The organism is Micromonospora aurantiaca ATCC 27029, assembly GCF_000145235.1.
Lineage (GTDB): Bacteria > Actinomycetota > Actinomycetes > Mycobacteriales > Micromonosporaceae > Micromonospora > Micromonospora aurantiaca.
Map to the genome: position 1 here is coordinate 2,078,734 of NC_014391.1, position 24,770 is coordinate 2,103,503.

Annotated in this window: 20 protein-coding genes; 18 read left to right on the top strand and 2 right to left on the bottom strand. The window is 72.5% G+C overall.

The features are described from left to right. Positions 1-29: 29 nt before the first annotated feature. A complete protein-coding gene (locus MICAU_RS09810; protein ID WP_013285140.1) occupies positions 30-1,337 on the bottom strand; it encodes a cellulose binding domain-containing protein in 1,308 nt (435 codons plus the stop codon). A gap of 356 nt (positions 1,338-1,693) precedes the next feature. Next, entirely contained in the window at positions 1,694-2,881 is a 1,188-nt protein-coding gene (locus MICAU_RS09815) for an ROK family transcriptional regulator (RefSeq protein WP_013285141.1), read from the bottom strand. Positions 2,882-3,250: 369 nt separating this feature from the next. On the opposite strand from MICAU_RS09815, the gene MICAU_RS09820 reads away from it, so the two are divergent. The 18 genes from MICAU_RS09820 to MICAU_RS09905 all read left to right on the top strand — a co-directional run bounded on the left by MICAU_RS09820 (position 3,251) and on the right by MICAU_RS09905 (position 24,766). After that, entirely contained in the window at positions 3,251-4,366 is a 1,116-nt protein-coding gene (locus MICAU_RS09820; protein ID WP_013285142.1) for a substrate-binding domain-containing protein, read from the top strand. Between the two features lie 109 nt (positions 4,367-4,475). Continuing rightward, positions 4,476-5,468 (top strand): phosphotriesterase family protein, encoded by a 993-nt coding sequence (locus MICAU_RS09825; protein ID WP_013285143.1) that lies wholly within the window; start codon positions 4,476-4,478, stop codon positions 5,466-5,468. Further along, a complete protein-coding gene (locus MICAU_RS09830) occupies positions 5,468-6,445 on the top strand; it encodes an ROK family protein (protein ID WP_013285144.1) in 978 nt (325 codons plus the stop codon). Before MICAU_RS09825 ends, MICAU_RS09830 begins: the two co-directional genes overlap by 1 nt. Further along, positions 6,446-7,426 carry an ABC transporter permease gene (locus MICAU_RS09835; protein ID WP_013285145.1) on the top strand — a complete coding sequence of 327 codons (981 nt, stop codon included), beginning with the start codon at positions 6,446-6,448 and terminating at the stop codon, positions 7,424-7,426. Positions 7,427-7,445: 19 nt separating this feature from the next. Beyond that, positions 7,446-8,708 (top strand): alanine racemase, encoded by a 1,263-nt coding sequence (locus MICAU_RS09840; protein ID WP_013285146.1) that lies wholly within the window; start codon positions 7,446-7,448, stop codon positions 8,706-8,708. Then, positions 8,708-9,496: an ATP-binding cassette domain-containing protein gene (locus tag MICAU_RS09845; RefSeq protein ID WP_013285147.1), complete on the top strand. Its 789-nt coding sequence runs from the start codon at positions 8,708-8,710 to the stop codon at positions 9,494-9,496. Before MICAU_RS09840 ends, MICAU_RS09845 begins: the two co-directional genes overlap by 1 nt. A 278-nt stretch (positions 9,497-9,774) precedes the next feature. After that, positions 9,775-11,430 (top strand): ABC transporter substrate-binding protein, encoded by a 1,656-nt coding sequence (locus MICAU_RS09850; RefSeq protein WP_013285148.1) that lies wholly within the window; start codon positions 9,775-9,777, stop codon positions 11,428-11,430. A gap of 15 nt (positions 11,431-11,445) precedes the next feature. Further along, entirely contained in the window at positions 11,446-12,456 is a 1,011-nt protein-coding gene (locus MICAU_RS09855; protein ID WP_013285149.1) for an ABC transporter permease, read from the top strand. After that, positions 12,456-13,340 (top strand): ABC transporter permease, encoded by an 885-nt coding sequence (locus tag MICAU_RS09860; protein WP_013285150.1) that lies wholly within the window; start codon positions 12,456-12,458, stop codon positions 13,338-13,340. Before MICAU_RS09855 ends, MICAU_RS09860 begins: the two co-directional genes overlap by 1 nt. Before the next feature lie 2 nt (positions 13,341-13,342). Further along, on the top strand, positions 13,343-15,376 hold the full coding sequence (locus tag MICAU_RS09865; RefSeq protein WP_013285151.1) for an ABC transporter ATP-binding protein: 2,034 nt from the start codon (positions 13,343-13,345) through the stop codon (positions 15,374-15,376). Continuing rightward, entirely contained in the window at positions 15,373-17,424 is a 2,052-nt protein-coding gene (locus MICAU_RS09870; RefSeq protein ID WP_013285152.1) for a hydantoinase/oxoprolinase family protein, read from the top strand. Before MICAU_RS09865 ends, MICAU_RS09870 begins: the two co-directional genes overlap by 4 nt. Continuing rightward, positions 17,421-19,109: a hydantoinase B/oxoprolinase family protein gene (locus MICAU_RS09875; RefSeq protein WP_013285153.1), complete on the top strand. Its 1,689-nt coding sequence runs from the start codon at positions 17,421-17,423 to the stop codon at positions 19,107-19,109. The genes MICAU_RS09870 and MICAU_RS09875 overlap by 4 nt, the downstream gene beginning before the upstream one ends. Next, positions 19,102-20,772, top strand: a complete 1,671-nt coding sequence (locus tag MICAU_RS09880) for a hydantoinase B/oxoprolinase family protein (protein ID WP_013285154.1) — start codon at positions 19,102-19,104, stop codon at positions 20,770-20,772. The genes MICAU_RS09875 and MICAU_RS09880 overlap by 8 nt, the downstream gene beginning before the upstream one ends. Beyond that, on the top strand, positions 20,769-22,034 hold the full coding sequence (locus MICAU_RS09885; RefSeq protein WP_013285155.1) for an amidohydrolase family protein: 1,266 nt from the start codon (positions 20,769-20,771) through the stop codon (positions 22,032-22,034). Before MICAU_RS09880 ends, MICAU_RS09885 begins: the two co-directional genes overlap by 4 nt. Then, positions 22,031-22,444, top strand: a complete 414-nt coding sequence (locus tag MICAU_RS09890; protein ID WP_013285156.1) for a nuclear transport factor 2 family protein — start codon at positions 22,031-22,033, stop codon at positions 22,442-22,444. The genes MICAU_RS09885 and MICAU_RS09890 overlap by 4 nt, the downstream gene beginning before the upstream one ends. Then, on the top strand, positions 22,441-23,445 hold the full coding sequence (locus tag MICAU_RS09895; protein WP_013285157.1) for a zinc-binding dehydrogenase: 1,005 nt from the start codon (positions 22,441-22,443) through the stop codon (positions 23,443-23,445). The genes MICAU_RS09890 and MICAU_RS09895 overlap by 4 nt, the downstream gene beginning before the upstream one ends. Then, complete coding sequence (locus MICAU_RS09900; RefSeq protein WP_013285158.1) at positions 23,442-23,771, top strand: TIGR04076 family protein; 330 nt, start codon at positions 23,442-23,444, stop codon at positions 23,769-23,771. The genes MICAU_RS09895 and MICAU_RS09900 overlap by 4 nt, the downstream gene beginning before the upstream one ends. Further along, positions 23,768-24,766, top strand: coding sequence for an LLM class flavin-dependent oxidoreductase (locus MICAU_RS09905; protein ID WP_013285159.1), 999 nt, complete (start codon positions 23,768-23,770; stop codon positions 24,764-24,766). Before MICAU_RS09900 ends, MICAU_RS09905 begins: the two co-directional genes overlap by 4 nt. The last annotated feature ends 4 nt before the right edge of the window (positions 24,767-24,770 follow it).

The following is a 24,770-nucleotide window of genomic DNA, read 5'->3' on the forward strand; positions in this document are numbered from 1 at the left end:
CCCGTGCGGGGATCGGCGGGCCGGCCCGGTCAGGGGCTGGTGCAGCTGACGCCGCTGGGCGCCGTGGCGCCGTTCCCGGTGGCGGTGAACCCGAACGTCGTCGAGGCGTTCGCGCCCAGCGTGCCGTTGTACGCCGCGTTGCGGACCGACACCGAGCCGGAGGTGCCGGTGTTGACGCCGTTCCAGAGGCTGCTGATCGCCTGGCCGGAGGCCAGGGTCAGGCGTACGGTCCAGCCGTTGAGCGTGGCGGCGCCGTTGTTGGCCACCGTGACCTCGGCCTGGTAGCCGCCGGGCCAGGTGTTCACGGTCCGGTAGGTGGCGGTGCAGGCGCCCGGCTCACCGGTCGGCGGGGGCGTGGTCGGCGGAGGCGTGGTGGGCGGAGGCGTGGTGGGCGGGGCGGTGGTCGGCGGCGCGGTGGTGGGCGGCGGCGTGGTGGACGCGAACTGGCTGAAGAACCGCCAGATCTCCCCCGACGTCCAGGTCCGGGAGTCGTTCGGGCTGGACGACCCGTCGACCGGGCTGGGGGTGTGGTCGCCGTCGAACGCGGCCCACTGCACCGGGTAGCCCTCGCGGCAGCCGGAGTACGTGGTGGTGATGTGGGTGAGGCTGCCCCGGCTCGGCTCGCGCGGGCTCTGCGCGGTGCAGCCGTTGTTGCGGACGAACGTGTCCCGCAGCGACCGGCCCGCGGAGATGTTCAGCACGCTGTCGTAGATGCCGTGGATGCCGAAGTAGGCGACCGGCTGGGTGCCGCCGTTGCAGCCGCTGAGGTTGGCGCCGGAGATGACGGTGACCGCGCGGACGACAGTGGGCCGGGCGCAGGCCACCGCGTAGCTCATCGCCCCGCCGTAGCTCCAGCCGAGCGCGAACCGCTGGCTCGTGTCGACGCAGAGGTCGTTCTCGATCTGCCGGGAGATGTCGTCGAACAGCGTCAGGTCGCGGCCGTTGGTGTTGGCCCAGCCGTTGTCGATGCCCTGCGGCGCGACGAAGATCGTGCTGTTGTTCGACAGCGGCAGCAGGCCGTAGTAGCCGGCCGAGGCGACGTTGTTCGCCGAGCCGTTGAGCCAGTGGAACCCGAAGATCAGCCGGTACGGGCGGTTGCGGTCGTACCCGTCCGGGAGGCGCAGGATGTAGCTGCGGTTCTGTCCGCCGCTGGAGATGGTGCGCGTCCCGCTGGACAGCGTGGGTGCCTTGCCGCAGCCGGCGGTCGCGGCGAGTGTGCCGCTCGTCGACGCCTGTGCCGTCTCGCCGAGGCCGCCGTTGAGCGCGCCGCCGGCGACCGCCGCGAGGAGCACGGCCGCGGCGGCGATGGATGAGAGAAGCGGTGTTCGTTTCGCCATTGCTTGACTCCTTGCCCTGGGTGGCGGTGCAGGCCGGACCGTCCGTCGATGCCGACGTCGCCTGCGAAGAGGGCGCGGAGCCGCGCGTGCGGCCGGGGCCGAAGTCGTCCGTGGCCGCCTGCGTCGGCGTGCATCGGCGGAGCGGCCCGGACCGGTCACCGACCGGCGGGGCGGCGAGGAAGGTGCCTCGGGTCGCCTTGCCGATTGCGGGGGTGACGGGGAGCGTGCCCTTCGCTCCCGTGCCGGAACATAGCAGGTTATCGATAACATGTTCAACCGGCCGGGCCCGGAGGAGTGCCGGGTGGGCCGCCGGGTGAGCGCTCACAGAAGCGCGCGGCGCGAGCGCCGCCGCCTGCTCAGGCGTGGTCGGCCAGGGCCGGCAGGTCGCAGCCGGCGAGGGCGTCCGGCTGGGGTACGCGGGCCAGGTCGGCCTCCGCGAGCCCGAGTCGCCGGTACGCGGTGTGCAGCGCCGCGACCACGGCGCCCAGCGCGCCGGAGAGGTCGCCGAGTTCCGCGCCGTGCACTGTCGCCTCGGCGGCGGGCACGATCTCGTGCAGCCGGCCGCGCAGCCGGACCAGGTCGGGTGTGAGCGCGTGGGAGATGCCGCCGCCGAGGACGATCACCTCCGGTTCGTAGGCGACCACCGCCGCGGTGAGGATGACCAGCAGCGCCTGCTCGACGTACTGCCGGACCGGCACCAGGCGGGGGTCGGCCGAGCGGAACACGTCGGCCGCGTTGTCGAACGACAGGCCGAGCTCGCGGGCCCGGGCGAGGATGCCGGAGCCGCTGATGATCCGTTCGAGCGGTGCGCCGAGCGGACCGGCGGGCAGGTGGCCGAACTCGCCGACCAGGCCGCTGCGCCCCCGGAACAGCCGGCGGTCGATGGCGACGCCGGCGCCGAGCCCCGCCCCGATGGTGAGCATCACCGCGGTCTGCGCGTCCCGGGCGGCGCCGAAGCGCAGCTCCCCGAGCAGCGCGTAGTTGGAGTCGTTGTCCACCTCGACCGCGGTGCCCAGGTGCTTCTCCAGCAGCCGCAGGAACAGCGGGTCCTCCACCTGGGGCAGGTTCGGGGCGTTGGAGACCGCCCGGTCGCCCTGCCGGACGGCGCCGGGCAGGCCCACCGCGACGCAGTCGAGCCGTTCCCGGTCGGCGCCGACTGTCGCGACGATCAGGTCGGCCAGCCACTGGGCCAGCCGGGGCGCGTCGTAGTCGGCGGGCGTGGGCACGGTCCGGCCGGTCAGCGGCCGGGCGGCGAGGTCGGCGACGACCAGCCGGACGTTGGAGCCTCCGACGTCGACCCCGCAGACCACGCCGCGTCCGGCGGCGATCGCCACCCGGGTCGCCCGCCGGCCCCGGGTGGTGGTCGGGGCGCCGTCGGTCTCGGTCAGCAGCCCTTCGTCGAGCAGTTGTTCCACGATCCGCGACACGGTGGCGGGGGAGAGGTCGGTCTCCTGGCCGATGGCCGTACGGCTCACCGGACCATGGGTCAGCACGTGGGCCAGCACCGTGGACCGGTTCGCCGCCCGGGGTGCCCGAGATTCCACGCCCACCTCCGCCGATTTTATTTCCGATCGAATGCTAAAGCTGCGCCGGTGGATGAGCAACCACCCGGGCCATGTCGTCCCGGCGGACTTCCCCGGCGCGGCCCGTCTCCGGCTCCCGCCCGGCCCAAGCGCGAAACCCGAGGTGAAGCGCGGTGGAGGCGCGCCGGACGGAGTGGGTCGAATCTCTGACCAGCACTCTTGACTCCCTGTGATGAACGCGATAATACTTTCACCCTGAACGGAAATAGAGGTCGCCGGCCCCCAGGGACGGCGGCGGGTGCCCCCGCACGCGCCGTGCCGGTCGCATCGGACCCCCGTGTCAGTCCGGAATCACCGGTTCCAGACCCCGTTGCTGTGAAGGGAAGAGCAATGATTCTCAGCCGTAGACGTGGTGCCGCCCTCGGCGCGCTCTGCGCCCTGGCGCTCATGGTCGGCGCCTGCTCGAACGAGACCTCCGGGAGCGGCGGCGCGTCGAGCGGCCCGCGTACCGAACCCAGCCTGTCGTTCGTCGGCCCCGGCGGCGAGACGCCGACCGCCGCCGACCAGCTCTCGCTCACCCCCGAGGAGCGGCAGAAGGTCAAGGACGGCGAGTACTCCGCCGCCTTCGTCTGGCACGAGGGCTCCGCGCTGACCAAGGCCGTGGAGTCCGGCGTCCGCAAGGAGTTCGACCAGCTCGGCATCAAGGTGCTGGCCAGCACCAGCGCCGAGTTCGACGCGGCACGGCAGGCCAACAACGTGCAGACCGTGCTGGCGCTCAAGCCCGACCTGATCGTCACCATCGCCGTCGACCCGACCGCGGCGGCCGCGGCCTTCAAGCCCGCCGTGGACGCCGGCGTCAAGCTCGTCGTGATGACCACCCCGCCGAAGGGCTACAAGTCCGGCGAGCAGATCGTCGGCATCGTCACCGCCGACCTGACCGCGTTCGGCAAGGCCAACGCGGAGATGCTCGGCAAGGCGCTCGGCGGCAAGGGCAAGGTCGGCTACGTCTACCACGACGCCGACTTCTGGTTCACCAACCAGCGGGACAAGGCGTTCAAGGACTGGCTGGGTTACCTCTACCCGGACATCGAGATCGTCGAGGAGGCCGGGTTCTCCGACCCGGCGCGTACCGAGGACATCGCCACCGCGATGCTGACCCGCCACGCCGACCTCAAGGGCGTCTACGTCGCCTGGGCCACCGCCGCCGAGGGCGTGCTCGCCGCGACCCGGCAGCAGGGCCGTACCGACGTCAAGATCGTCACGAACGACCTGGAGGCGAACCTCGCCGCCGACATGGTCAAGGGCGGCAACGTCGCCGGTGTCGTCGCCAACGGCTCGACCCGCCTCGGCGAGAACCTGGGCATCGTGGCCGCGTACGGCCTGCTCGGCAAGAAGGCCCCGGAGCTGGTCGTCGGATCGCCGATGGCCGCCACCAAGGACAACATCGCCGACGCCTGGCGCGACGACTACGGCCAGGAGCCCCCGGCCGAGGTGCTCGGCAACTGACGCCGGGCCGCGAGGTCCGGGGCCTCCCCGAACGGGCCCCGGACCTCGCCGGACGCGGCCCGGCCCACCGCCGGGACCGCGACCACCGCGAGACGAGAGGAAGAAGCACATGGGGTACGTCCAGACAGTCCTCGGGCCGGTGCCTCCCGAGTCGCTCGGCCGGGTGCTGAGCCACGAGCACCTCGGCGCGCTGGTGCCCGGGCCGTGGCTGTCCGGTGGCGCCGGGGACGACCGCGCCGACCTCGCCGCCGGCGCGGTGAGCGGCCTGCCGGAGCTGGGTTTCGGCACGGTCGTGGACCTGTCCCCGTACGAGGTGGTCGGTCACGACGTGACGCTGCTGCGTGAGGTGGCACTGCGTACCGGCCTGCACGTGGTCGCCGGGTCGGCGATCTACCTGGAGCCGTACTCCCCGGGCTGGGCGCTGTCCGCGAGCGTGGACGAGATGCGGGAGCGGTTCGTCGCCGACGCCACGATCGGCGTCGGGGACACCGGGATCAAGGTCGGCATCTTCGGCGAGCAGGCCACCGGCCTGAACGAGATCACCCCGCACGAGGAGAAGTGCCTGCGGGCCGCCGCCCGCGCCCACGTCGCCACCGGCCTGGCGGTGAACACCCACACCACCCACGGCACGATGGCGCTGGAGCAGGTCGAGATCCTGCGCGAGGAGAAGGCCGACCTCTCCCGCGTCGTCATCGGCCACCTGGACATCAACCCCGACCCGGACTACCTGCGGGCCGTACTGGCCACCGGCGTCAACATCGCCTTCGACACGCTCGGCAAGCAGTTCTGGGACTTCGTACTCGCCCCGCTGCCGGCCGACCCGCCGGAGGGCGAGTTCGCCAAGCGCGCGTACCACCGGCCCGACCGGGCCCGGCTGGGCATGCTCGCCGGACTGGTCCGGGACGGGTACGCCGACCGGATCCTGCTCTCGATGGACCTGACCGGCGCCGAGGCGTACCTGAACCCGGGCACGCACGGCCGCCTCGGGTACTCGTACCTGGGCCGGGAGATCGTGCCGGGTCTCGCCCGGCTCGGTGTGCCGCCGGAGGCGATCGACCAGATGCTGACGGCCAACCCGGCCCGGCTCCTGACGGTCGGCTGATGGCCGCGCATCCGCGTCCGTGCGGCTACGTCGCCGGCGTCGACCTCGGCGGCACCAAGCTGCGGGCCGCGCTCGCCGACCTCGACGGCCTCGTCCTGGCCGAGCAGGTGCAGCCGACCGACCCCCGGGGCGGTACGGCGGTCGCCGCGCAGATCGACGCGCTGCTGCGCGAGCTGGCGGTGCGGGCCGGCGTCGACTGGTCCGACGTGCGGGCCAGCGCGATCGGCCTGCCCGGCGTCCCCGACCCGGCCACCGGCGCCATCGAGCTGTCGCCCAACGTCTCCGACCTGGAGGCCCTCGACGTGCGGGCCGAGCTGACCCGCCGGCTGGGCCACCCGGTCGTGCTGGACAACGACGTCAACATGGCCGCCGCCGGGGAGCGGTGGCTGGGCAGCGGCCGTACCCACCGGCACTTCGTGTTCGTGGCGGTCGGCACCGGCGTCGGTATGGGCATCGTGCTCGACGGCGAACTGGTCCGCGGCGCGCGCGGCGCGGCCGGGGAGATCTCCTACCTGCCTCTGGGCACCGACCCGTTCGACAAGGACAACCAGGTGAAGGGCGCGCTGGAGGAGGCGGTCGCGGGCGCGGCCCTCGCCGCCCGCTACCGCGCGGTGTCCGGCGAGCAGGCGAGCGTGCCCGACGTCTTCGACCGGGCCGCGGCCGGTGACCCGGACGCCCTCGCGGCCATCGACGAGGAGGCCCGCCTGATCGCCCTGGCGGTCGTCGCGGTCACCGCCGTCCTGGACCCGGAGGCGGTCGTCCTGGGCGGCGGCATCGGCTCCCGTGCCGAACTCGTCGAACCGGTCCGGCGCTGGGTCGCCGCGCTCAGCGCGGACGCCCCGTTGATCAAGACCAGCCGGCTCGGCGACCGGGCCGGCCTGCTCGGCGCCGTCGCGGTCGCCCGCCGGGAGGCCGGCGTCCGCGACGACGCACCGGCCCACCGGAACACCTCTTTCCAGACAGCGGAGGGACGATAGATGACCCACACCGATGCGGCGGTGAAGACCAGCGCCGTCCCGGCCTGGCGCCGGATCAACTGGCGCGACTACGTGGTCTACATCGGCTTCGCGGTCGTGTTCCTGTTCTTCGCCATCACCCAGGGCGGCAACGGCTTCCTGACCACGAGCAACCTCACCAACATCGTCATCCAGACCGCGCCGATCACGATCATGGCGGTCGGGCTGGTCTTCGTACTGGCCGCCGGTGAGATCGACCTGTCCATCGGCTCGGTCGTCGCGCTCTCCGCGCTCGTCGGCGCGGTGACGATGCGCGAGACCGACAGCATGCTGCTCGGTGTGGCGGCGGGCCTCGCCGCGGGCGCGGCGGTCGGCCTGGTCAACGGCGTCTTCGTGACCCTCGTCCGGCTGCCCAGCTTCCTGGTCACGCTCGCCACCATGGGCGCGGTGGCAGGTCTGGCCCGCGAGGTCACCGGCCTGCAGTCGGTGCCGGTCAGCAACGACGCGTTCCTGTCCTTCTTCGGCCAGGGCGAGATCCTCGGCATCCCCGGCCTGGTGCTCTGGTCGGTGGCGGCCGCGGTGGTCGGCTACCTCGTGCTGCGGCAGACCCGGTACGGCGCGCACACGCTCGCCATCGGCGACAACGTGGCGGCGGCCCGGGTCAGCGGCATCAAGGTGATCCGCGTCAAGATCATGGTGTTGATGGGCAGCGCGATGTGTGCGGCGCTCGCCGGGCTGCTCTACGCCGGCCGCCTCCAGGGCGCCCGGTACACCCTCGGCGAGGCCGACCTGATGTCCGTCATCGCCGCCGTCATCGTCGGTGGCACCAGCCTCTTCGGCGGCAAGGGCTCGATCATCGGCGCGGTGCTGGGCAGCCTGCTGATGGGCATGCTCAACAACGGCCTGATCCTGGCCGGCCTGTCCGTGTCCCAGCAGATGATGGCGCGTGGCGCGATCATCCTGGTGGCCGTCTCCCTCTCGCTGCGCGAGCGGCGAAGCTGACCCGGAAGGAAGCAACCGCATGTTTCTGGACCTGCTGCGACGCCGCAACCCGGGCCTGCTCGCCGCCGCCGCGAACCTGCACGACAGCGGTGACCTGCCTGCCAACTGCTACGCGCTGGACCTCGACACGGTCGCGGCGAACGCCGCCGCCATCCGGGCCGAGGCCGACCGGCACGGGCTGTCGGTCTACGCCATGACCAAGCAGGTCGGGCGCAACCCCGACTTCTGCCGGACGGTCCGCGACGCGGGCATCACCGAGGCGGTCGGCGTCGACCTCCAGTGCGCGCTCGCCGACCGGCACGGCGGGCTCGGCATCGGTCACCTCGGTCACCTGGTGCAGATCCCCCGGCACGAGGCCGCGGTCGCCGCCGCGCTCGCGCCCGCGTACTGGACGGTCTTCAACGACGCCAAGGCCGCGGAGGCGGCCGCCGCGAGCGCGGCGGCCGGGCGGGAGCAGGCGCTGCTCGCCCGGATCGCGGCGCCCGGCGACCGGTTCTACCGGGGCCACGAGGGCGGCTGGCCGGCCGAGGAGATCGTCGCTGTCGCCCACCGGCTCGACGCCCTCGACGGCGCCCGGTTCGCCGGTGTCACGAGCTTCCCGACCCAGCTGTTCGATCCGGCCGCCGGGCGGGTCGTGCCGACCCCGAACCTCGGCACCCTGCGGGCCGCCGCCGTGGCGTTGCGCGCCGCCGGGTGGTCGCACGTCGAGATCAACGCCCCGGGTACGACGTCGGCGGCGATCCTGGCCATGCTGGCCGAGGCGGGCGTGACGCAGGTCGAACCCGGTCACGGGCTCACCGGCACGACGCCCTGGCACGCGGTCACCGACCTGGTCGAGGAGCCCGCCGTGCTCTACGTCAGCGAGGTGTCCCACCTGTGGGACGGGCGGGCGTACGTCTTCGGCGGCGGGCTCTACGTCGATCCGGTGCTCGGCCTGGGCGGCACCCGGGCGCTGATCGTGCCCCGGGGCGGTGGTTTCGACGACGCGTACCTGGTCGACGTCGAGATGCCCGTGCCCGAGGCGATCGACTACTACGCGATGGCCGACGTGACGGCCGCGCCGGGCGTCGCACCCGGCGACACGGTCCTGTTCGGGTTCCGGCCGCAGGCGTTCGTCACCCGGGCGCTGACCGCCGGGGTCACCGGCGTGCGGTCGGGCGCCCCGGCCGTGGCCGGTGTGTACGCCGCCGACGGTTCGGCGCCGATCGGGCTGGACGACATCGACGCGGGCGACGGCCCCGGCACTGGTAACCAGGCGGCTCGCAGCGCAGGGAGGGCATGATGAGCACTGTCATCCACAAGGACGACGCGACCCGGGCGGGCGCCCCGCCGCTGCGGCTGAGCGGCATCCGCAAGCAGTTCGGCGGCGTGGTCGCGATCGAGCGCTTCGACCTGGAACTGGCCGCCGGGCAGATCACCGCGCTGGTCGGCGACAACGGCGCCGGCAAGTCCACCCTCGTGAAGATCATTTCGGGGGTGTACCAGCCCACCGAGGGTGAGCTGGAGATGCACGGGCGCCCGGTGACGTTCCGGGACGCCTCCGACGCCCGGCGGCAGGGAGTCGAGGTGGTCTACCAGGACCTGGCCCTGGCCGACTCGCAGCCGGTCTACATGAACATGTTCCTGGGCCGGGAGCTGACCCGCGGTCCGCTGCGCCTGCTCGACCGGCGCCGGATGGCCCGGGAGACGCAGGAGCTGGTGGACGCGCTGGACGTGCGCATCCCCAGCGCGAAGGCGACGATCCGGGACCTGTCCGGCGGGCAGCGGCAGGCGGTGGCGATCTGCCGCGCCACCCACTGGGCCAGCGGCCTGGTGCTGATGGACGAACCGACAGCGGCGCTGGGCGTGGCCGAGACCGCCAAGGTGGAGCAGCTGATCCTGAAGCTGCGGGAACGTGGTGCCGCCGTGCTCGTCGTCAGCCACAACCTGGACCAGGTGTTCCGCATCGCCGACCGGGTCGCGGTGCTGCGCCGGGGACGCCAGGTCGGCGTCCGCGACATCACCGGGACCAGTCGCAACGAGATCGTCTCGATGATCACCGGCGCGTCCGAGGAGACCGGCCGCCCCTGATCCGCGCGGACCGCCGCGCGCACGATGACCCCGGGTGTCCCTCCCGGGGTCATCGGCGTTTTCCGGCCCCGTTCGATCCGTCGTACGTAACGTTTCGGTGAACTCATGTGAACGCTGACACTGGGGTCATCCCGCACTTCGGGAGCGCTCTAATTTCACAGTGCGGGCGTGTTCAGTGAACACCGTTCACCCTATTGTTCACTCGTGCCTAATCCGGTAGAACACCAGGTAGGTCCGCAGCTCGGGCCATTCGCCTCGTGCTTCTAGGAGGGCTTCTCATGGCTCGTTCACCCCGTCCGGGCGCCTCCTCGCCCGCGCTCTCCCGCCGCGGCGTCCTGCAGTTGGGTGGCAGCGTCGCGCTCCTGTTCGCCACCGGCGCCTGCGCCGCGGACAGCGGCAGCAAGTCCACGGACGGCAAGTCCGGCGGCGCCTCCGCCAAGACGCTGCGCATCGCCGTCTCCAGCTACCTGTCGAGCTGGGACCAGGACTTCGTCGGTTTCGACCTGACCGCGCTGATGCTCTACAAGAACGTCTTCCCGTACCTGATCGACTACGGGGTCACCAACACCGGCGGCAGCCAGATCCTCGACACCCAGAACATCACCCCGACGTTCGCCGAGTCGTTCGAGCCGGACGCCGAGCAGAAGGTGTGGACGCTCAAGCTGCGTCGCGGCGTCAAGTTCGCCAGCGGCAACGAGATGAAGGCCGCCGACGTGAAGTGGTCGAAGGACCGCGCGTTCGCCGCCCAGGCCAACGTGGCCGGCGTCTACCGCACCATCGGCCTGACCAGCGCGGACCAGGTCAAGGTCGTCGACGACTACACGGTGGAGTTCCACCAGGCGTTCCCGAGCGCGCTGACCCGGCAGATCCAGGCGATCTCGCTGTACGTCTTCGACTCCGTCGAGGCCAAGAAGCACGCCAGCGGCAGCGACCCCTGGGCCAAGGAGTGGTTCGCGAAGAACCCGCCGACCGGCGGCTACTTCAACGTCGCCAAGGCCACCCAGGGCCAGGAGATCGAGCTCAGCGCGAACACCGGCTACCCGGGCCCGGACCCGGCCAAGACGCCGACCATCCGGATCTCCGTGGTGCCGGCCGCCTCCAACCAGCGGCTCCAGCTCCAGGCCGGTGACATCGACATCGCCCTGGGCATCAGCCAGCGCGACATCCAGGACCTCAAGAAGGCGGCCGGCATCAAGGTCATCTCGGCGGCCAGCAACCGCCAGGTCGCCATCCAGATGTCGGTGACCGCCGCGCCGTTCAACGACGTGAACATCCGCAAGGCGCTCGCGTACGCGGTGCCCTACGAGCAGATCATCAACAACGTGTACGGCGGCGACGCCCGCGCGGCCAAGAGCCCGGTCCCGCTGGACATGCCCGGCTACGACGAGAGCGGCTACCCGTTCACCTACGACCTGGAGAAGGCGAAGGCCGCCATGGCCGCCGCCGGCCGGGCGTCGCTCGACTCCGAGCTGGTCTTCGAGGCCGACAACGAGGAGCAGCAGAAGATCGCCGTCCAGGTGCAGGGCGAGGCGGCGAAGGCGGGCATCCGGCTCAAGCTGACCCCGCTGGACCCGGCCACCCTGGGCGAGCGGCGGACGAAGAAGAACATCCCGCTCCAGATCACCTCCGGGCAGCTCTGGGTGGACGACGTCGAGTACATGCTGGCGACGAGCTTCGTCAAGGGCGCCAACCTCAACTACTCGAACTACAGCAACCCGGAGATCGAGCAGATCTACGAGAAGTCGCACACCACTGTCGACACGGCCGCCCGCAACGCGCTGTGGAAGCGGGTCCAGGAGATCCTCGCCGCCGACGTGCCGTGGGTGGTCATCTGCCAGCCCAACTTCAACCTGCCCGTCCGGGAGTCCGTCGCCGGCTGGGTGCAGCCGATGGACGGCCTCGCCCGCCTGCGCTACCTGAGCGCTTCGGCCTAGGGACCTCACCCACCCATGCGTATCTTCCGGTTCGTCGTCAGGCGACTACTCCAGCTGATCCCCGTTCTGCTCGGAGTGGTCGTCCTGGCCTTCCTCCTGGTCCGAGTGCTGCCGGGCGACCCGGTCCGCAGCATCCTCGGGCAGAACGCCACAGAGGAGGACGCCGCCGCGGCCCGTGCCCGCTTCGGGCTGGACCAGTCCCTGTGGCAGCAGTTCCTCGACTACCTCGGCGGGCTGCTGACCGGTGACTTCGGGACGTCGATCCAGAGCGGCAGCTCCGTGGGCTCGGAGATGGCGCTGCGGGTGGGTCCGACCCTGGAACTCGTCGTCATCTCGGTGAGCATCGCGCTCGTGGTGGCGACGGTGCTGGGCATCTGGTCGGCCAAGCGGGCCAACCGGGCCGGCGACCACAGCGTCCGGATCTTCGCGCTGGTCGGCAACTCCGTACCGGAGTTCTGGCTCGGCCTGGTGCTGGTGCTCGTCGGCTACAGCATCCTCGGCTGGTTCCCGGCCCCCAACGGCCGCGTCGACCCGGACACCGGCCTGACCCCGCTCACCGGCGCCGACCTCGTCGACGCCGTCCTCACCGCCAACGGGCCGGCGATCGCCTCGGCCGCGGCGTACCTGGTGCTGCCGGTGCTGACCCTCGTGGTCGGCGTGGTCGCCCCGCTGCTGCGCAGCGTCCGGGCCTCCGCGCTGGAGGTGCTGCACTCGGAGTCGTACGCCGCGGCGAAGGCGCACGGGCTGCGCGACCGCACGCTGCACTACGGCTACCTGCTGCGGGCGACGCTGGTCCGGCTGCCGTCGCTGGCCGCGCTTGTCTTCGGTACGGCGATCGGCTCCACCGTGCTCGTTGAGTACGTGTACTCGTGGCAGGGCTTCGGCCAGTGGGCCCTCCGCGGCCTGCTCTACCGGGACTACCCGGTGGTGCAGGCGTCGGTGCTGGTCATCGCGCTGTGCTACGTGCTGGTGTTCCTCATCGCCGACGTGGTCCACGCGATCCTCGACCCGAGAGTGAGGCTCTGATGGCCGAGCTGCGAACCGTCCCCGACGGTCCCGCCGCCGCGCCGGTGGTCGTGCCCGGCGGCGACCGGGACAGCCGATTCGCCCGCCGCATGATCATCGCCGGGGCGAGCATCCTGTCGGTGGTCGCGCTGCTGGCGGTGTTCGCGCCGCTGCTGAGCCAGTGGGGCGAGACCGAGATCGACGCGGCGAACACGCTCGTCGCGCCGGGCGGCAGCCACCTGCTCGGCACCGACGGCAACGGCATGGACATCTGGAGCCGGGTGCTCTACGCCGCCCGGCTCGACCTGGGCATCGCGCTGGCCGCCGTGGCGCTCGCGGTGGTCGTCGGCACGCTGCTCGGCCTGGTCGCCGGCTACTTCGGCGGCTGGCTCGACGACGTGCTGATGCGGGTGGTCGACATCTTCCAGTCGTTCCCCACGTTCATCCTGGCGCTCGCGGTGGCCGCGCTGCTCGGCAACGGCACGATCAACCTGATCATCACGATCGCGGCGGTGAACGCGCCGGCGTACGCCCGGCTGGTCCGCGCCGAGGTGCGGTCGCTGCGGGAACTGCCGTTCGTGGACGCCGCGATCACCTCCGGAGCGTCGCCGGTCGGCGTGCTCTGGCGGCACCTGCTCCCCAACAGCCTCACCCCGGTCCGGGTGATCGCGCCGCTGAACTGCGGCTGGGCCATGCTCACCCTGGCCGGGCTCTCCTTCCTCGGCCTGGGCGTGAGCATCCCCGAGGCGGAGTGGGGCGCCATGATCAGCCTGGGTGCCGCGGACGTGGTCGGCGGCCGGTGGTGGACCTCGGTCCCGCCCGGCCTGGCCCTGTTCGTCTGCGTCCTGGGGTTCAGCCTGCTCGGCGAAGGCCTGCAGGACCGCGCGAACGCGAAGCGGCGGTGACCATGCTGTCGATCGAGAACCTCTCCGTGACGATCCGCCGGCCCGGCCGGCAGGTCGCCGCGCTCAGCGGCGTCAGTTTCGCCGTCCGGCCCGGCGAGGTCGTCGGCCTGGTCGGCGAGAGCGGCGGCGGCAAGAGCATGGTGGCCCGCGCCGTCGTCGGGCTGCTGCCCGGCGGCTCGCACGCCACCGGCCGGGTGCTGTTCGGCGACTCGGACGTGCTGCGGATGGACGACACCGCGCTCGCCGCCCACCGCGGGCGCGGGGTGGCGATCTGCTTCCAGAACCCGCGCGGCGCGCTCAGCCCCACCCGCACCATCGGCAAGCAGCTCGTCGACCGGCTCGCCACCCACCAGGAGATGTCCGGCGACCGGGCCCGGGAGGCGGCGCGCGAGCTGTTCGAGGCGGTCGGCATCCGCAGCCCGCAGCGGCGGCTCGACGCGTACGCCCACGAGCTGTCCGGCGGCATGGCCCAGCGGGTGATGATCTCGCTGGCCACCGGCTGCGCGCCGGAGCTGCTGATCGCCGACGAGCCGACCACCGGCCTGGACGTGACCCTGACCCGGGAGATCCTGCGTCAGTTCCGGCACGCCGCCGACACCGACGGCCGGGGCGTCCTGCTGATCTCGCACGACCTGGCCTCCATCGCGGAGGTCTGCGACCGGGTGGTGGTGCTCTACGCCGGCACCGTGGTGGAGAGCGGACCGGCCGCGCAGGTGCTGCGGGAGCCCGCGCACCCGTACACCCGGGCGCTGCTGCGTTCGGTGCCGGACGTCGGCGGCCGGCCGGTCGTCGCCACCCCCGGCGCCATGCCGCTGCTGACGCAGGAGCCGCACAACTGCCCGTTCGTCGCCCGGTGCGCGCACGCCGACGGCACCTGCTCGTCCCGGCGCCCGGCCACAGTGCCGGTACCCGGTGGCGGCGAGTGGTCGCTCGCCTGCTTCCACCCGCAGACCCGGCCGCTGGACGCCGACGTGCCGCAGGCGTCGCACACGCCGGCAGCGTCCGGCGCGGTCTCGGCCGGCGCGGACGCGAAGCCCGCCGTGCTGGAGATCGAGGACGCGCACGTCGTCTACCGCAGCCGGTTCGGTTCCGGCGGGCACCACGCGCTGCGCGGCGTCACGCTGCGGCTCGGGCCGGGCGAGACGCTCGGTGTGGTGGGCGAGAGCGGTTGCGGCAAGAGCACCCTCGCCAAGCTCGTGATGGGCCTGGTCGCGCCCACGTCCGGCACCGTCACGGTCGCCGGGCAGGCACTGGTCAAGCAGCCGGGCCGCCCCCGTCCGCGGGGCCGGGCACTGCGCCGGGCCCGGACCCGGGCCCAGCTCGTGTTCCAGGACCCGATCGGCTCGCTCAGCCCGCGCCGTCCCGTCGGCGACTCCATCGCCGAGCCGCTGCGCGCCGCCGGCCTGTCCCCGGCGCAGCGGGAGGAGCGCGTCACCGCCGTGCTGGACCGGATGGAGCTGGACCGGTCGATCCTCCAGCGCTACCCGCACGAGCTGTCCGGCGGCCAGGCGCAACGCATCGGCATCGCCCGCGCGCTGGTCGGCGAGCCGGACCTGATCGTCTTCGACGAACCGACCTCGGCGCTGGACGTCACCGTCCAGGCGCAGATCCTCGACGTGATCGCCGACGTGGCCGCCGACGCGGAACGCGCCTCGGTGTTCATCTCCCACGACCTGGCCACGGTGCGCGGGTTCGCCGACCGCGTCGTGGTGCTCTACCTCGGCCGGGTCGTCGAGGAGGGACCGGTGGACGTCGTCTTCGACACGCCCCGGCACCCGTACACCCGCGCGCTGCTGGGCAGCGCCCCCCGCCTCGGCGGGACGACCGGGTCCGACGGCGAGGCCGTCGAGCTGGTCAAGGACCTGGAGGAAGCCGACGCCGCGACCGGGTGCCCACTGGCCGCCCGGTGCCCGTTCGTCACCGACCGGTGCCGAGCGGAGCAGCAGGAGCTTCAGTCGTACGGCGAGAGCCGGGCCGCCTGCTGGCGCGTTCCCGAGCTTCCCGCCCTCATCGGAAGGCAGGCTGTCACGCCATGACCCGTCGCCCCATCCGGCTCGCCGTCGACATCGGCGGGACCTTCGTGGACGCCATGGAACTGGACACCCGCACCAACCGGGTCCGGTTCCGCAAGGCGGCCACGACCCCGGCCCGGCCCGCGGACGGTGTCCTCAACGCGATCACCGCGCTCGGCACCGACCTGTCCGAGGTGGAGCTGTTCATCCACGGCACCACCCTCGGCCTCAACGCGGTGCTGGAACGCCGTGGTGGCCGTACCGGCATCATCACCAACGAGGGCTTCCGGGACGTCTTCCTGATCGGCCGCGGCAACGTGCCGTCCGACCACATGTACGACTTCCAGTACCAGCGGCCGGAGAGCCTGGTGCAGCGCCGCTTCACCGCCGGTGTGCGGGGCCGGCTGGACTACCGGGGCCGCGTGGTGGAGCCGCTGGACCCGGACAGCGTCCGGGAGGCCGCCCGCACGCTCGTGGTGGACCAGCAGGTCACCTCGATCGCCATCTGCTTCCTGCACTCGTTCCTCGACCCGAGCCACGAGCGGGAGGCCGCGCGCCTGATCCACGAGGAGTTCCCCGAGGTCAGCCTGTCGCTGTCGACCGACATCGTGCGCGAGTACCGGGAGTACGAGCGCACCAGCACCACGGTGCTGGAGGCGTACATCCGGCCGATCTTCGAGCGGTACGTGGACGAGCTGGAGGCCGGCCTTGCCGAGCGCGGCTTCTCCGGGCGCTTCCTGATCATGCGCTCCGGCGGCGGCTCGATGACCAGCGCGGTCGCCAAGACCGCCCCCACGCACACAGTGCTGTCCGGCCCGGCCGGCGGCATCGTCGGTGCCGCCTACGTCGCCTCCGAGCTGGGCCGCGACAACGTGCTCACGTTCGACATCGGCGGCACCTCCCTGGACGCCTGCGTGATCGAGCGCGGCAACCCGGTCGCCGCGTACGAGGCCCAGCTGGAGCATTTCCCGCTGCTCATCCCGACGTACGACATCCGTACCATCGGCGCCGGCGGCGGCTCGATCGCCTGGCTCGACCACGGCCTGCTCAAGGTCGGCCCGCAGAGCGCCGGCGCCGACCCCGGCCCGGTCTGCTACGGCCGGGGCGGCACCAAGCCGACTGTCACCGACGCGGCGGTGGTGCTCGGCTACATGGACCCGGACCGCTTCCTCGCCGGCACCATGGGGCTGCGCGACGCCGAGGCGCGCGCCGCGATCCAGGAGCAGCTCGCCGATCCGCTCGGCCTGAGCGTGGAGAACGCGGCGGCGGGAGTGTTCGACGTGCTGCTGGCCCGCACCGTGGGCGCGGTCCGGCAGATCACCGTCGAGCGGGGGCACGACCCCCGGCAGTTCGCGCTGCTCGCGTTCGGTGGCGCCGGCCCGCTGCTGGCACCGCTGCTGGCCCGGGAGATGGGCATCGGCGAGGTGGTCGTGCCGTTCGCGCCGTCCGGCTTCTCCGCCTGGGGCATGCTCTCGGCCGACATCGTCAACGACTTCAGCCGTACCGTGATGGCCACGCTCGACGACGCCGACCTGTCGGAGCTGGAGCAGCTGTTCAAGGCCGTCGAGGCCGAGGCCGTCGCGTCGCTGGTGGCGCAGGGCGTGCCGGCCGGCGAGGCGGTGCTGGAGCGGCAGTTCGAGCTGCGCTACCTCGGCCAGGAGCACAGCCTGATGGTCACCGTCGGGCGTGAGCTGGACCGCGACGCGATCCGCGCCGCGTTCGACGAGACGCACCGCACCCGGTACGGCCACACCATGGGCAACCCGCTCCAGATCCTCAACCTGCGGGTACGCGGCATCGGGCGCACCGACCGGCCGGAGCTGGAGACCCTGCCGCGCGGCGACGGCGACCCGTCGCAGGCGCTGCTGGCACACCGCGACGCCTACGACTTCGGGCAGCAGGCGGTGGTGCCGTTCGCGGTCTACGACCGGGCCCGCCTGGAGCCGGGCGACACCTTCGACGGACCGGCGCTGATCGACGAGGGCACCTCCACCACAGTGGTGCCCAGCGGCCAGCGGGTCACCGTCGACGACCACGGATACCTGCTCGTCACCCTGGAGGAAGCCGCATGACCACGCTGGACGGAGCCCAGGTCGAGGTCGTCCGCAGCTATCTGCTGTCGGCCGCGGAGGAGATGCGGGCCACCCTCATCCGTACCTCCTTCAACCCGGTCATCTACGAGGTGCACGACTTCGGCCTGTCGATGTACGACGCCGACCTGCGGCTGGTCGCCGAGGCCACCGGGCTGACGTTCTTCCTCGGCGCGAACGACTTCTCGCTGCGCAAGGGCGTGGAGTACGTGGGCCGGGAGAACCTGCACCGCGGTGACGTGGTGCTGCTCAACTACCCGTACTGGAACGCGGCGCACGCGTTCGACGCGACGCTGTTCGCGCCGGTGTTCCGGCCGGACGAGGCGGACCCGGACGCGGACGGCGACCTGGTCGGCTTCCTCTGCGTCCGCGCGCACTGGATGGACCTGGGCGCCAAGGACCCCGGCTACGTGCTCGACTCGACCGACATGCACCAGGAGGGGCTCATCTTCCCGGGCACCAAGGTCGTGTCCCGGGGCGAGCCGGTGCGCGAGATCCACGAGCTGATCCGGTTCAACTCGCGGATGCCCGACGCGGTGCTGGGTGACCTGCACGCGCAGATCGCCGCGCTGCGCACCGGCGAGCGGCGGATGCTGGAGATCATCGAGAAGTTCGGCCGGGACACCGTGAACCAGGCGATCGACCGGATCATCGCCGACGGTGAGGCCCGCGCCCGCGCGGCGCTGGCCACGCTGCCGCAGGGCACCTGGACCGCCGAGGACTGGGTGGACGACGACGGCATCAGCGACGACCCGGTGAAGATGCGCGTCACCGTCACCATCGCCGACGGGCGCTTCGTCGTCGACTTCGCCGGTTCGGCCCCGGCCACCCGCGGCCCGATCAACATGCCGTTCGGCGCGACCGAGGCGATCTGCAAGGTCGTGCTGAAGTCGCTCACCTCCCGGGACGAGCCGTCGAACGCCGGCACCGTGGCGCCGCTGGAGGTGCGGGCCGAGCCGGGCACGCTGTTCCACGCCGTCTACCCGCAGCCGACGTTCACGCTCTGGACCGGCATCGTCGCGGTGGAGCTGATCCTCAAGGCGCTGGCCCAGGGCATGCCGGACCTGCTGCCCGCCTCCTCCGGCGGCGACGTGCCCGGCTTCATGATGGTCGGCCTGCACCCGGACACCGGGAAGATGTTCGCGGTCAGCAACAACGACCTGGTGGGCTGGGGCGGCACCGCGCAGCACGACGGGATGGACGCCGCCACCCACGTCTCCGGCAGCACCGGCCGGGGCACCCCGATCGAGGTCATGGAGGCCAAGACCGGGATGTTCTTCGAGCGCTGGGAGATCCGCGAGGACTCCGGTGGCGCCGGCCGGTTCCGTGGTGGTTGCGGCCTGCGGCGGGACATCCGGTTCGTGACGCCCGGTGAGTTCCTCACCGTCATCAAGAAGACGAAGAGCGCACCGTGGGCGCTCGACGGCGGCTTGCAGCCGGAGCCGAACCAGATCGTGGTGTTCCCGGGCACCGACCGCGAGCACCGGGTGAGCACCAAGCGCACGACGGTCGCTGTGGGCGACCGGGTCACCCTTCTGACCGCCGGTGGCGGTGGGCACGGCGACCCGCGCGGCCGCGACCCCGAGGCGGTCCGGCGCGACGTGGCCGAGGGCTACGTCTCCCCGGAGGCGGCCCGGGACGTCTACGGAGTGGACGTCGATGGGTGAGCCGACTGTCGACGGGGCAACCGTCGAGGTCGTCCGCAGCCATCTCGTCTCGGCCGCCGAGGAGATGCGGGCCGCGCTGGTGCGCACCGCGTTCAACCCGGTGATCTACGAGGTGTACGACTTCGGCATCTCCGTCTACGACCGGCGGCTGCGGCTGGTCGCGGAGTCGACGGGATTGTCCCGCTTCCTCGGCGCCAACGACTACTCCCTGCGCAAGGGCGTCGAGTACGTCGGCGTGGAGAACCTGCACCGCGGCGACGTGGTGCTGCTCAACTACCCGTACTGGAACGCGGCGCACACGTACGACGCGACGATGTTCGCGCCGGTGGTGCTGCCGGACAGCGAGGAGCTGATCGGTTTCCTGTGCATCCGGGCGCACTGGATGGACCTGGGTGCCAAGGATCCCGGTTACGTGCTCGACTCCACGGACATGCACCAGGAGGGGATCATCTTCCCCGGCACGAAGGTGTACTCCCGGGGCGAGCCGGTGCCGGAGATCCACGAGCTGATCCGGTTCAACTCACGGATGCCGGAACTCGTCCTCGGCGACCTCAACGCGCAGATCGCCGCGCTGCGTACCGGTGAGCGGCGGGTGACCGAGTTGTACCGCGACTACGGTCCGGCGGTGGTCGACGCGGTCGTCGACCGGGTGATCGACGCCGCCGCGCGGCGCGCCGGGGAGGCGGTGGCCGCGCTGCCGCAGGGCAGCTGGACCGCCGAGGACTGGCTCGACGACGACGGCGTCAGCGACGATCCGATCCGGATGCGGGTCACCGTCACTGTCGCCGACGGCGAGTTCACAGTGGACTTCGCCGGGTCGTCCCCGGCGGTGCCCGGGCCGGTGAACCTGCCGCTGGGCGCGACCATCGCCACCTGCCGGGTCGCGTTCAAGGGCGTCACCACGCCGCACGAGCAGACCAACGCCGGGCACTTCGCGCCCCTGCGGGTACGCGCCGAGCCCGGTACGTTGTTCCACGCGCAGTATCCGGCCGCCACGTTCACCCAGTGGACCGGCACCGTCGCGCTGGAGCTGATCCTCAAGGCGCTGGCGCAGGGCATGCCGGACCGGCTGGCCGCCTCCTCCGGGGGCGACGTGCCCGGGTTCATGATGGTCGGCCGGCACCCGGACACCGGCGACATGTTCGCGGTCAGCAACAACGACCCGGTCGGCTGGGGCGGCACGCCCCGGCACGACGGCATCGGACCGGCGAACCACCTGTGCCAGACCCAGGCGCGCAACACGCCGGTTGAGGTGCTGGAGTCGAAGACCGGGATGTTCTTCGAGCGACTGGAGATCCGTACCGACTCCGGTGGTGCCGGCCGGTTCCGGGGCGGCTGCGGCCTGCGGCGGGACATCCGGTTCGTGACGCCGGGTGAGTTCCTGTCGGTGATCAAGAAGACGAAGAGCGCGCCGTGGGCGCTGGCCGGCGGCGAGCAGCCGGAGCCGAACCAGGTGGTCGTCTTCCCGGGCACGGACCGGGAGCACCGGGTGAGCACACGGCGTACCGCGGTGGCGGTGGGGGATCGGGTGACGTTGCTGACCGCCGGTGGCGGCGGGCACGGTGACCCGAGGAGTCGGGATCCGGAGGCGGTGCGACGGGACGTGGCCGAGGGCTACGTCTCCGCGCGGGCCGCCCGAGACGTTTATGGAGTGATCGCGTGAGTGCCGCCTATTCGCCCGAACAGCCGAGCGTGCTGCTCGGCAACTGCACAGTGCTGGACGCCCGCGTGGTGGACGGCATGGCGCCCGTGACCGGCGCCGGGGTGTGGGTCCGGGGTGACCGGATCGCCGCCGTCGGGCCGTACGCCGAGGTGGCCGAGCAGGCGCGGGCCGCCGGCCGGCTGACCGAGGTGGACCTCGACGGCGCGTACGTGACGCCCGGCCTGGTCAACATGCACACCCACTTCTCGCTGTCGCTGCCCGGCTCCGCCGGCGACGACGTCAAGGGGATGGGCGCGTACGACCTCGCCCACTACATGGCCGACGGGGCACGGCGCACGCTGCACACCGGCGTGACCACCGTGCGCTGCGTGGCGGAGAAGGACCACGCCGACTTCGCGCTGCGGCGGGCGATCAACGCCGGGCGTGTCCCGGGTCCGCGCATCTACACCGCCGGACGGGCGCTGGTGTGCACCGGCGGGCACGGCCACGAGGGCAACGACACGCTCGAGTGCGACGGCCCGGTCGGCTTCCGACAGGGCGTGCGCAGCCAGATCAAGGCCGGCGCGGACCTGATCAAGGTGATGATCTCGGGCGGCATCGCCGGTGAGCACGAGAGCATCCACACGCCGCAGCTCTTCGCCGACGAGATGACGGCGGCGATCGAGACCGCCCACGCGTGGGGCCGCCGGGTGACCGCGCACGCCGGGCCCGCCGATGTGATCGCCGCGGCCGTGGAGCTGGGGCTGGACTGCGTGGAGCACGGCTACCAGCTCACCCCGCAGGTCGCGGCGCGGATGGCCGAGCGTGGCACGGCGCTCGTGCCGACGCTGCTGGTGACGCGCTGCAAGGAGTTCTTCGACGAGCTAGGCGTGCCGGAGTGGATGCAGTGCCGGTCGCTCGGCGCCGGCCCCCGGCACCTGGAGAGCTTCGAGATGGCCATCGCCGCGGGCGTGGAGGTGCTGCTCGGCAGCGACGTCCCCCCGTTCTGGGAGTTCGAGGGCACCACCGCCTCGATCCGGGAGCTGGAGTACATGTCCGAGCGGATCGGCGCCGCGCGGGCCATCCACGCCGGCACGCTCGGCCCGATCCGGTGGCTCGGCGCGGAGTCCGATCTCGGCACGGTCGAGGTCGGCAAGCTGGCCGACCTGATCGCGACGGACGCCGACCCGCTCGCCGACACCTCGGCCTTCCGGGACGTGCGGTGGGTGATGAAGGGCGGGCAGATCGCCCGCGACGACCGTAACCAGGAGGAGACGCGATGACCTTCGCGCAGGCAGGCGCGGCGGAGATCGCCGCCGGCATCGACGACATGTACGACGCGTTCCTCGCCGGGGACCAGCAGCGGTTCGACACGCACCTGGACCCCGACGTGACCACCTGGGAGACGCACCTGCCCGGGCCGCTGCGGACCCGGGCCGAACTGGACGAGTACCGCGCCCGGCGCGACGCCGCGGGGCAGCGGCCCCGGCTGGCGGTGCTCGCCCCGCGGGACAAGCGCATCGACGTGTGGGACGACTTCGGCGTGGCCCGGTACGAGCTGGTCTCGCAGCTCGGCCCGGACGACGAGCCGGAGATCACCCGGGTCACCGACGTGGTGCGCCGGATCGACGGCCGCTGGGTGATCGTGCACCACCACGCCGAGCTGGTCCGGGAACCGGTGGGCGCGGCGTGATCCGGCGGCTGGTCGCCGGGCGGACCGGTGAGCCGGCGGACGTGCTGTCGGTCGCCGACCTGCCCGACGACCCGCCGCCCGGGCCCGGTGAGGTGCAGCTCGCCGTCCGTACGGTCGGGCTGAACTTCCTGGACGTCATGCTCTGCCGGGGCGAGTACCCGGTGCGGCCGGACCCGCCGATGACACCCGGCGTGGAGACGGCCGGCCGGGTCGTCGCCGCCGGCGCCGGGGCCGAGCACCTGCTGGGTCAGGAGGTGCTCGCCTGCCCGGCGCTGCCGCGCGGCGCGCTCGGCAGCACGGTGACCGTGGACGCCGCGGTGGTGGTGCCGCGACCGTCCACCGTCGATCCGGTCACCGCGGCGGCGCTGCCGGTCACCTACCAGACGGCGTGGTTCGCGCTGGAACGATCCGGTCTCACGGCCGGGCAGACGGTGCTGGTGCACGCGGGCGCCGGCGGGGTGGGCATCGCCGCGATCCAGCTGGCCGTCGCCCGCGGCGCGCGGGTCCTGGCCACCGCCGGCGGTCCGGCCAAGACCGCGATCTGCCGCGACCACGGCGCCCAGGTGGCGATCGACTACACGGCGGACGACTTCGTGCCCGCCGTGCTCGCGGCTACCGGCGGGCGGGGCGTGGACGTCGTGGTGGACCCGGTGGGCGGCGACGTGTTCGCCCGCTCCTGGGAGTGCCTGGCGTTCGAGGGACGCCTGGTGGCGGTGGGCGCCGCCGGTGGCGCACCGCCGCCTGTCGACCCGCTGCGGCTGATGGCGGCGAACGCGACGCTCGTCGGCCTGTCCTGGGGCTCGCAGTACCCGTGGCGGCGGGCCAGTGCCGTCGAGGCCGCGTACCAGGAACTGTTCGACATGTGCGCCTCCGGCGCGGTCCGGCCGCCGGTCAGCCGCGTCGTCTCGCTGGACGAGGCGCCCGCGGCGCTCACCGAACTGGCCGAACGCCGGACCACCGGCAAGATCATCGTACGGATCGACGAGGGGGAGGGGCCGTGAGCGACAGCGCCGACGGCGACATGGAGATCTACGACCTGAAGGTGACAGTCGACCGGATCGAGGGCCGGTCGGTGTGCGGCATGGCCGTGGGCGACCACTTCGAACTGACAAACAGCGCGCACCTGCGGCTGCCCGAGGGAAAGCACTTCTGCGTGTACGCGCTCGCCTCGGTGCTGCCCTTCCTCGCCGCCAAGCAGCGTGACCTGGCGCCGGGGGACTGGCTGGCCCAGGACTCCCACTTCATCTGCCCCGACCCGGAGGAGCGGCTCGTCATGAAGGTGGAACGGACCTGCCGGCGCACGATGAACTCGGCGGACCTGACATGACCGTCGAGATCGGACTCGGCCTCCAGAGCGACAAGCCGGCCGGCGCCTACGCCCGGCTGGCCCGCGCCGCCGAGGCGCACGGCTTCGACGTGCTCACCGTCTTCGGCGACCTGATGTACCAGCCGCCGATCTTCCCGCTGCTGGAGATGGCACAGGCGACCGAACGGGTACGCCTCGGCGCGGCCTGCCTGAACCCGTACTCGATGGCGCCGTACGAGATCGCCGGTCAGATCGCCGCCCTGGACCTGGCCTCGCACGGGCGGGCCTACCTGGGCCTGGCCCGGGGGACCTGGCTGGGCGCTGTCGGCCTGCCGCAGCCGCGGCCGCTGACCACGATCGAGGAGGCCGTCCAGGTCGTCTACCGCCTGCTGCGCGGCGACCGCAGCGGCTTCACCGGAAAGGTCTTCTCGCTCGCCCCCGGCACCGCCCTGCGCTACGACGTGCAGCGGCCCGACCCGCCGCTGCTGCTCGGCGCGTGGGGCCCGCAGGGCGCGGCGCTGGCCGGGCGGATCGCCGACGAGATCAAGGTGGGCGGCAGCGCCAACCCGGACATGGTCCCGGTGATCCGCGAACGGCTGCGAACCGGCGCGGAGAAGGCCGGGCGCGACGTCGCGGACGTCGGCATCGTGCTCGGCGCTGTCACAGTCGTCGACACCGACGGCGAGGTGGCCCGCGCCAAGGCCCGCACCGAGGTGGCCATGTACCTGGCGGTGGTGGCCGAGCTGGACCCGACCGTCGAGATGCCCGACGACCTGGTCAAGCGCGTCGGCGAGCTGGTCGACGCGGGCGAGGACGAGGCGGCGGGCCGGCTGATCCCGGACGACGTGCTCGACCGGTTCGCCTTCTCCGGCACCCCGGAGCAGGTCGCCGCGCAGGCCCAGGCGCTCATCGACGCGGGCGTGCGCCGGGTCGAGTTCGGCACGCCGCACGGCCTCACCGACGAGCGCGGCGTCGACCTGCTCGGCTCGGCCGTCCTGCCGTTGCTGCGCAGGTGAGTCA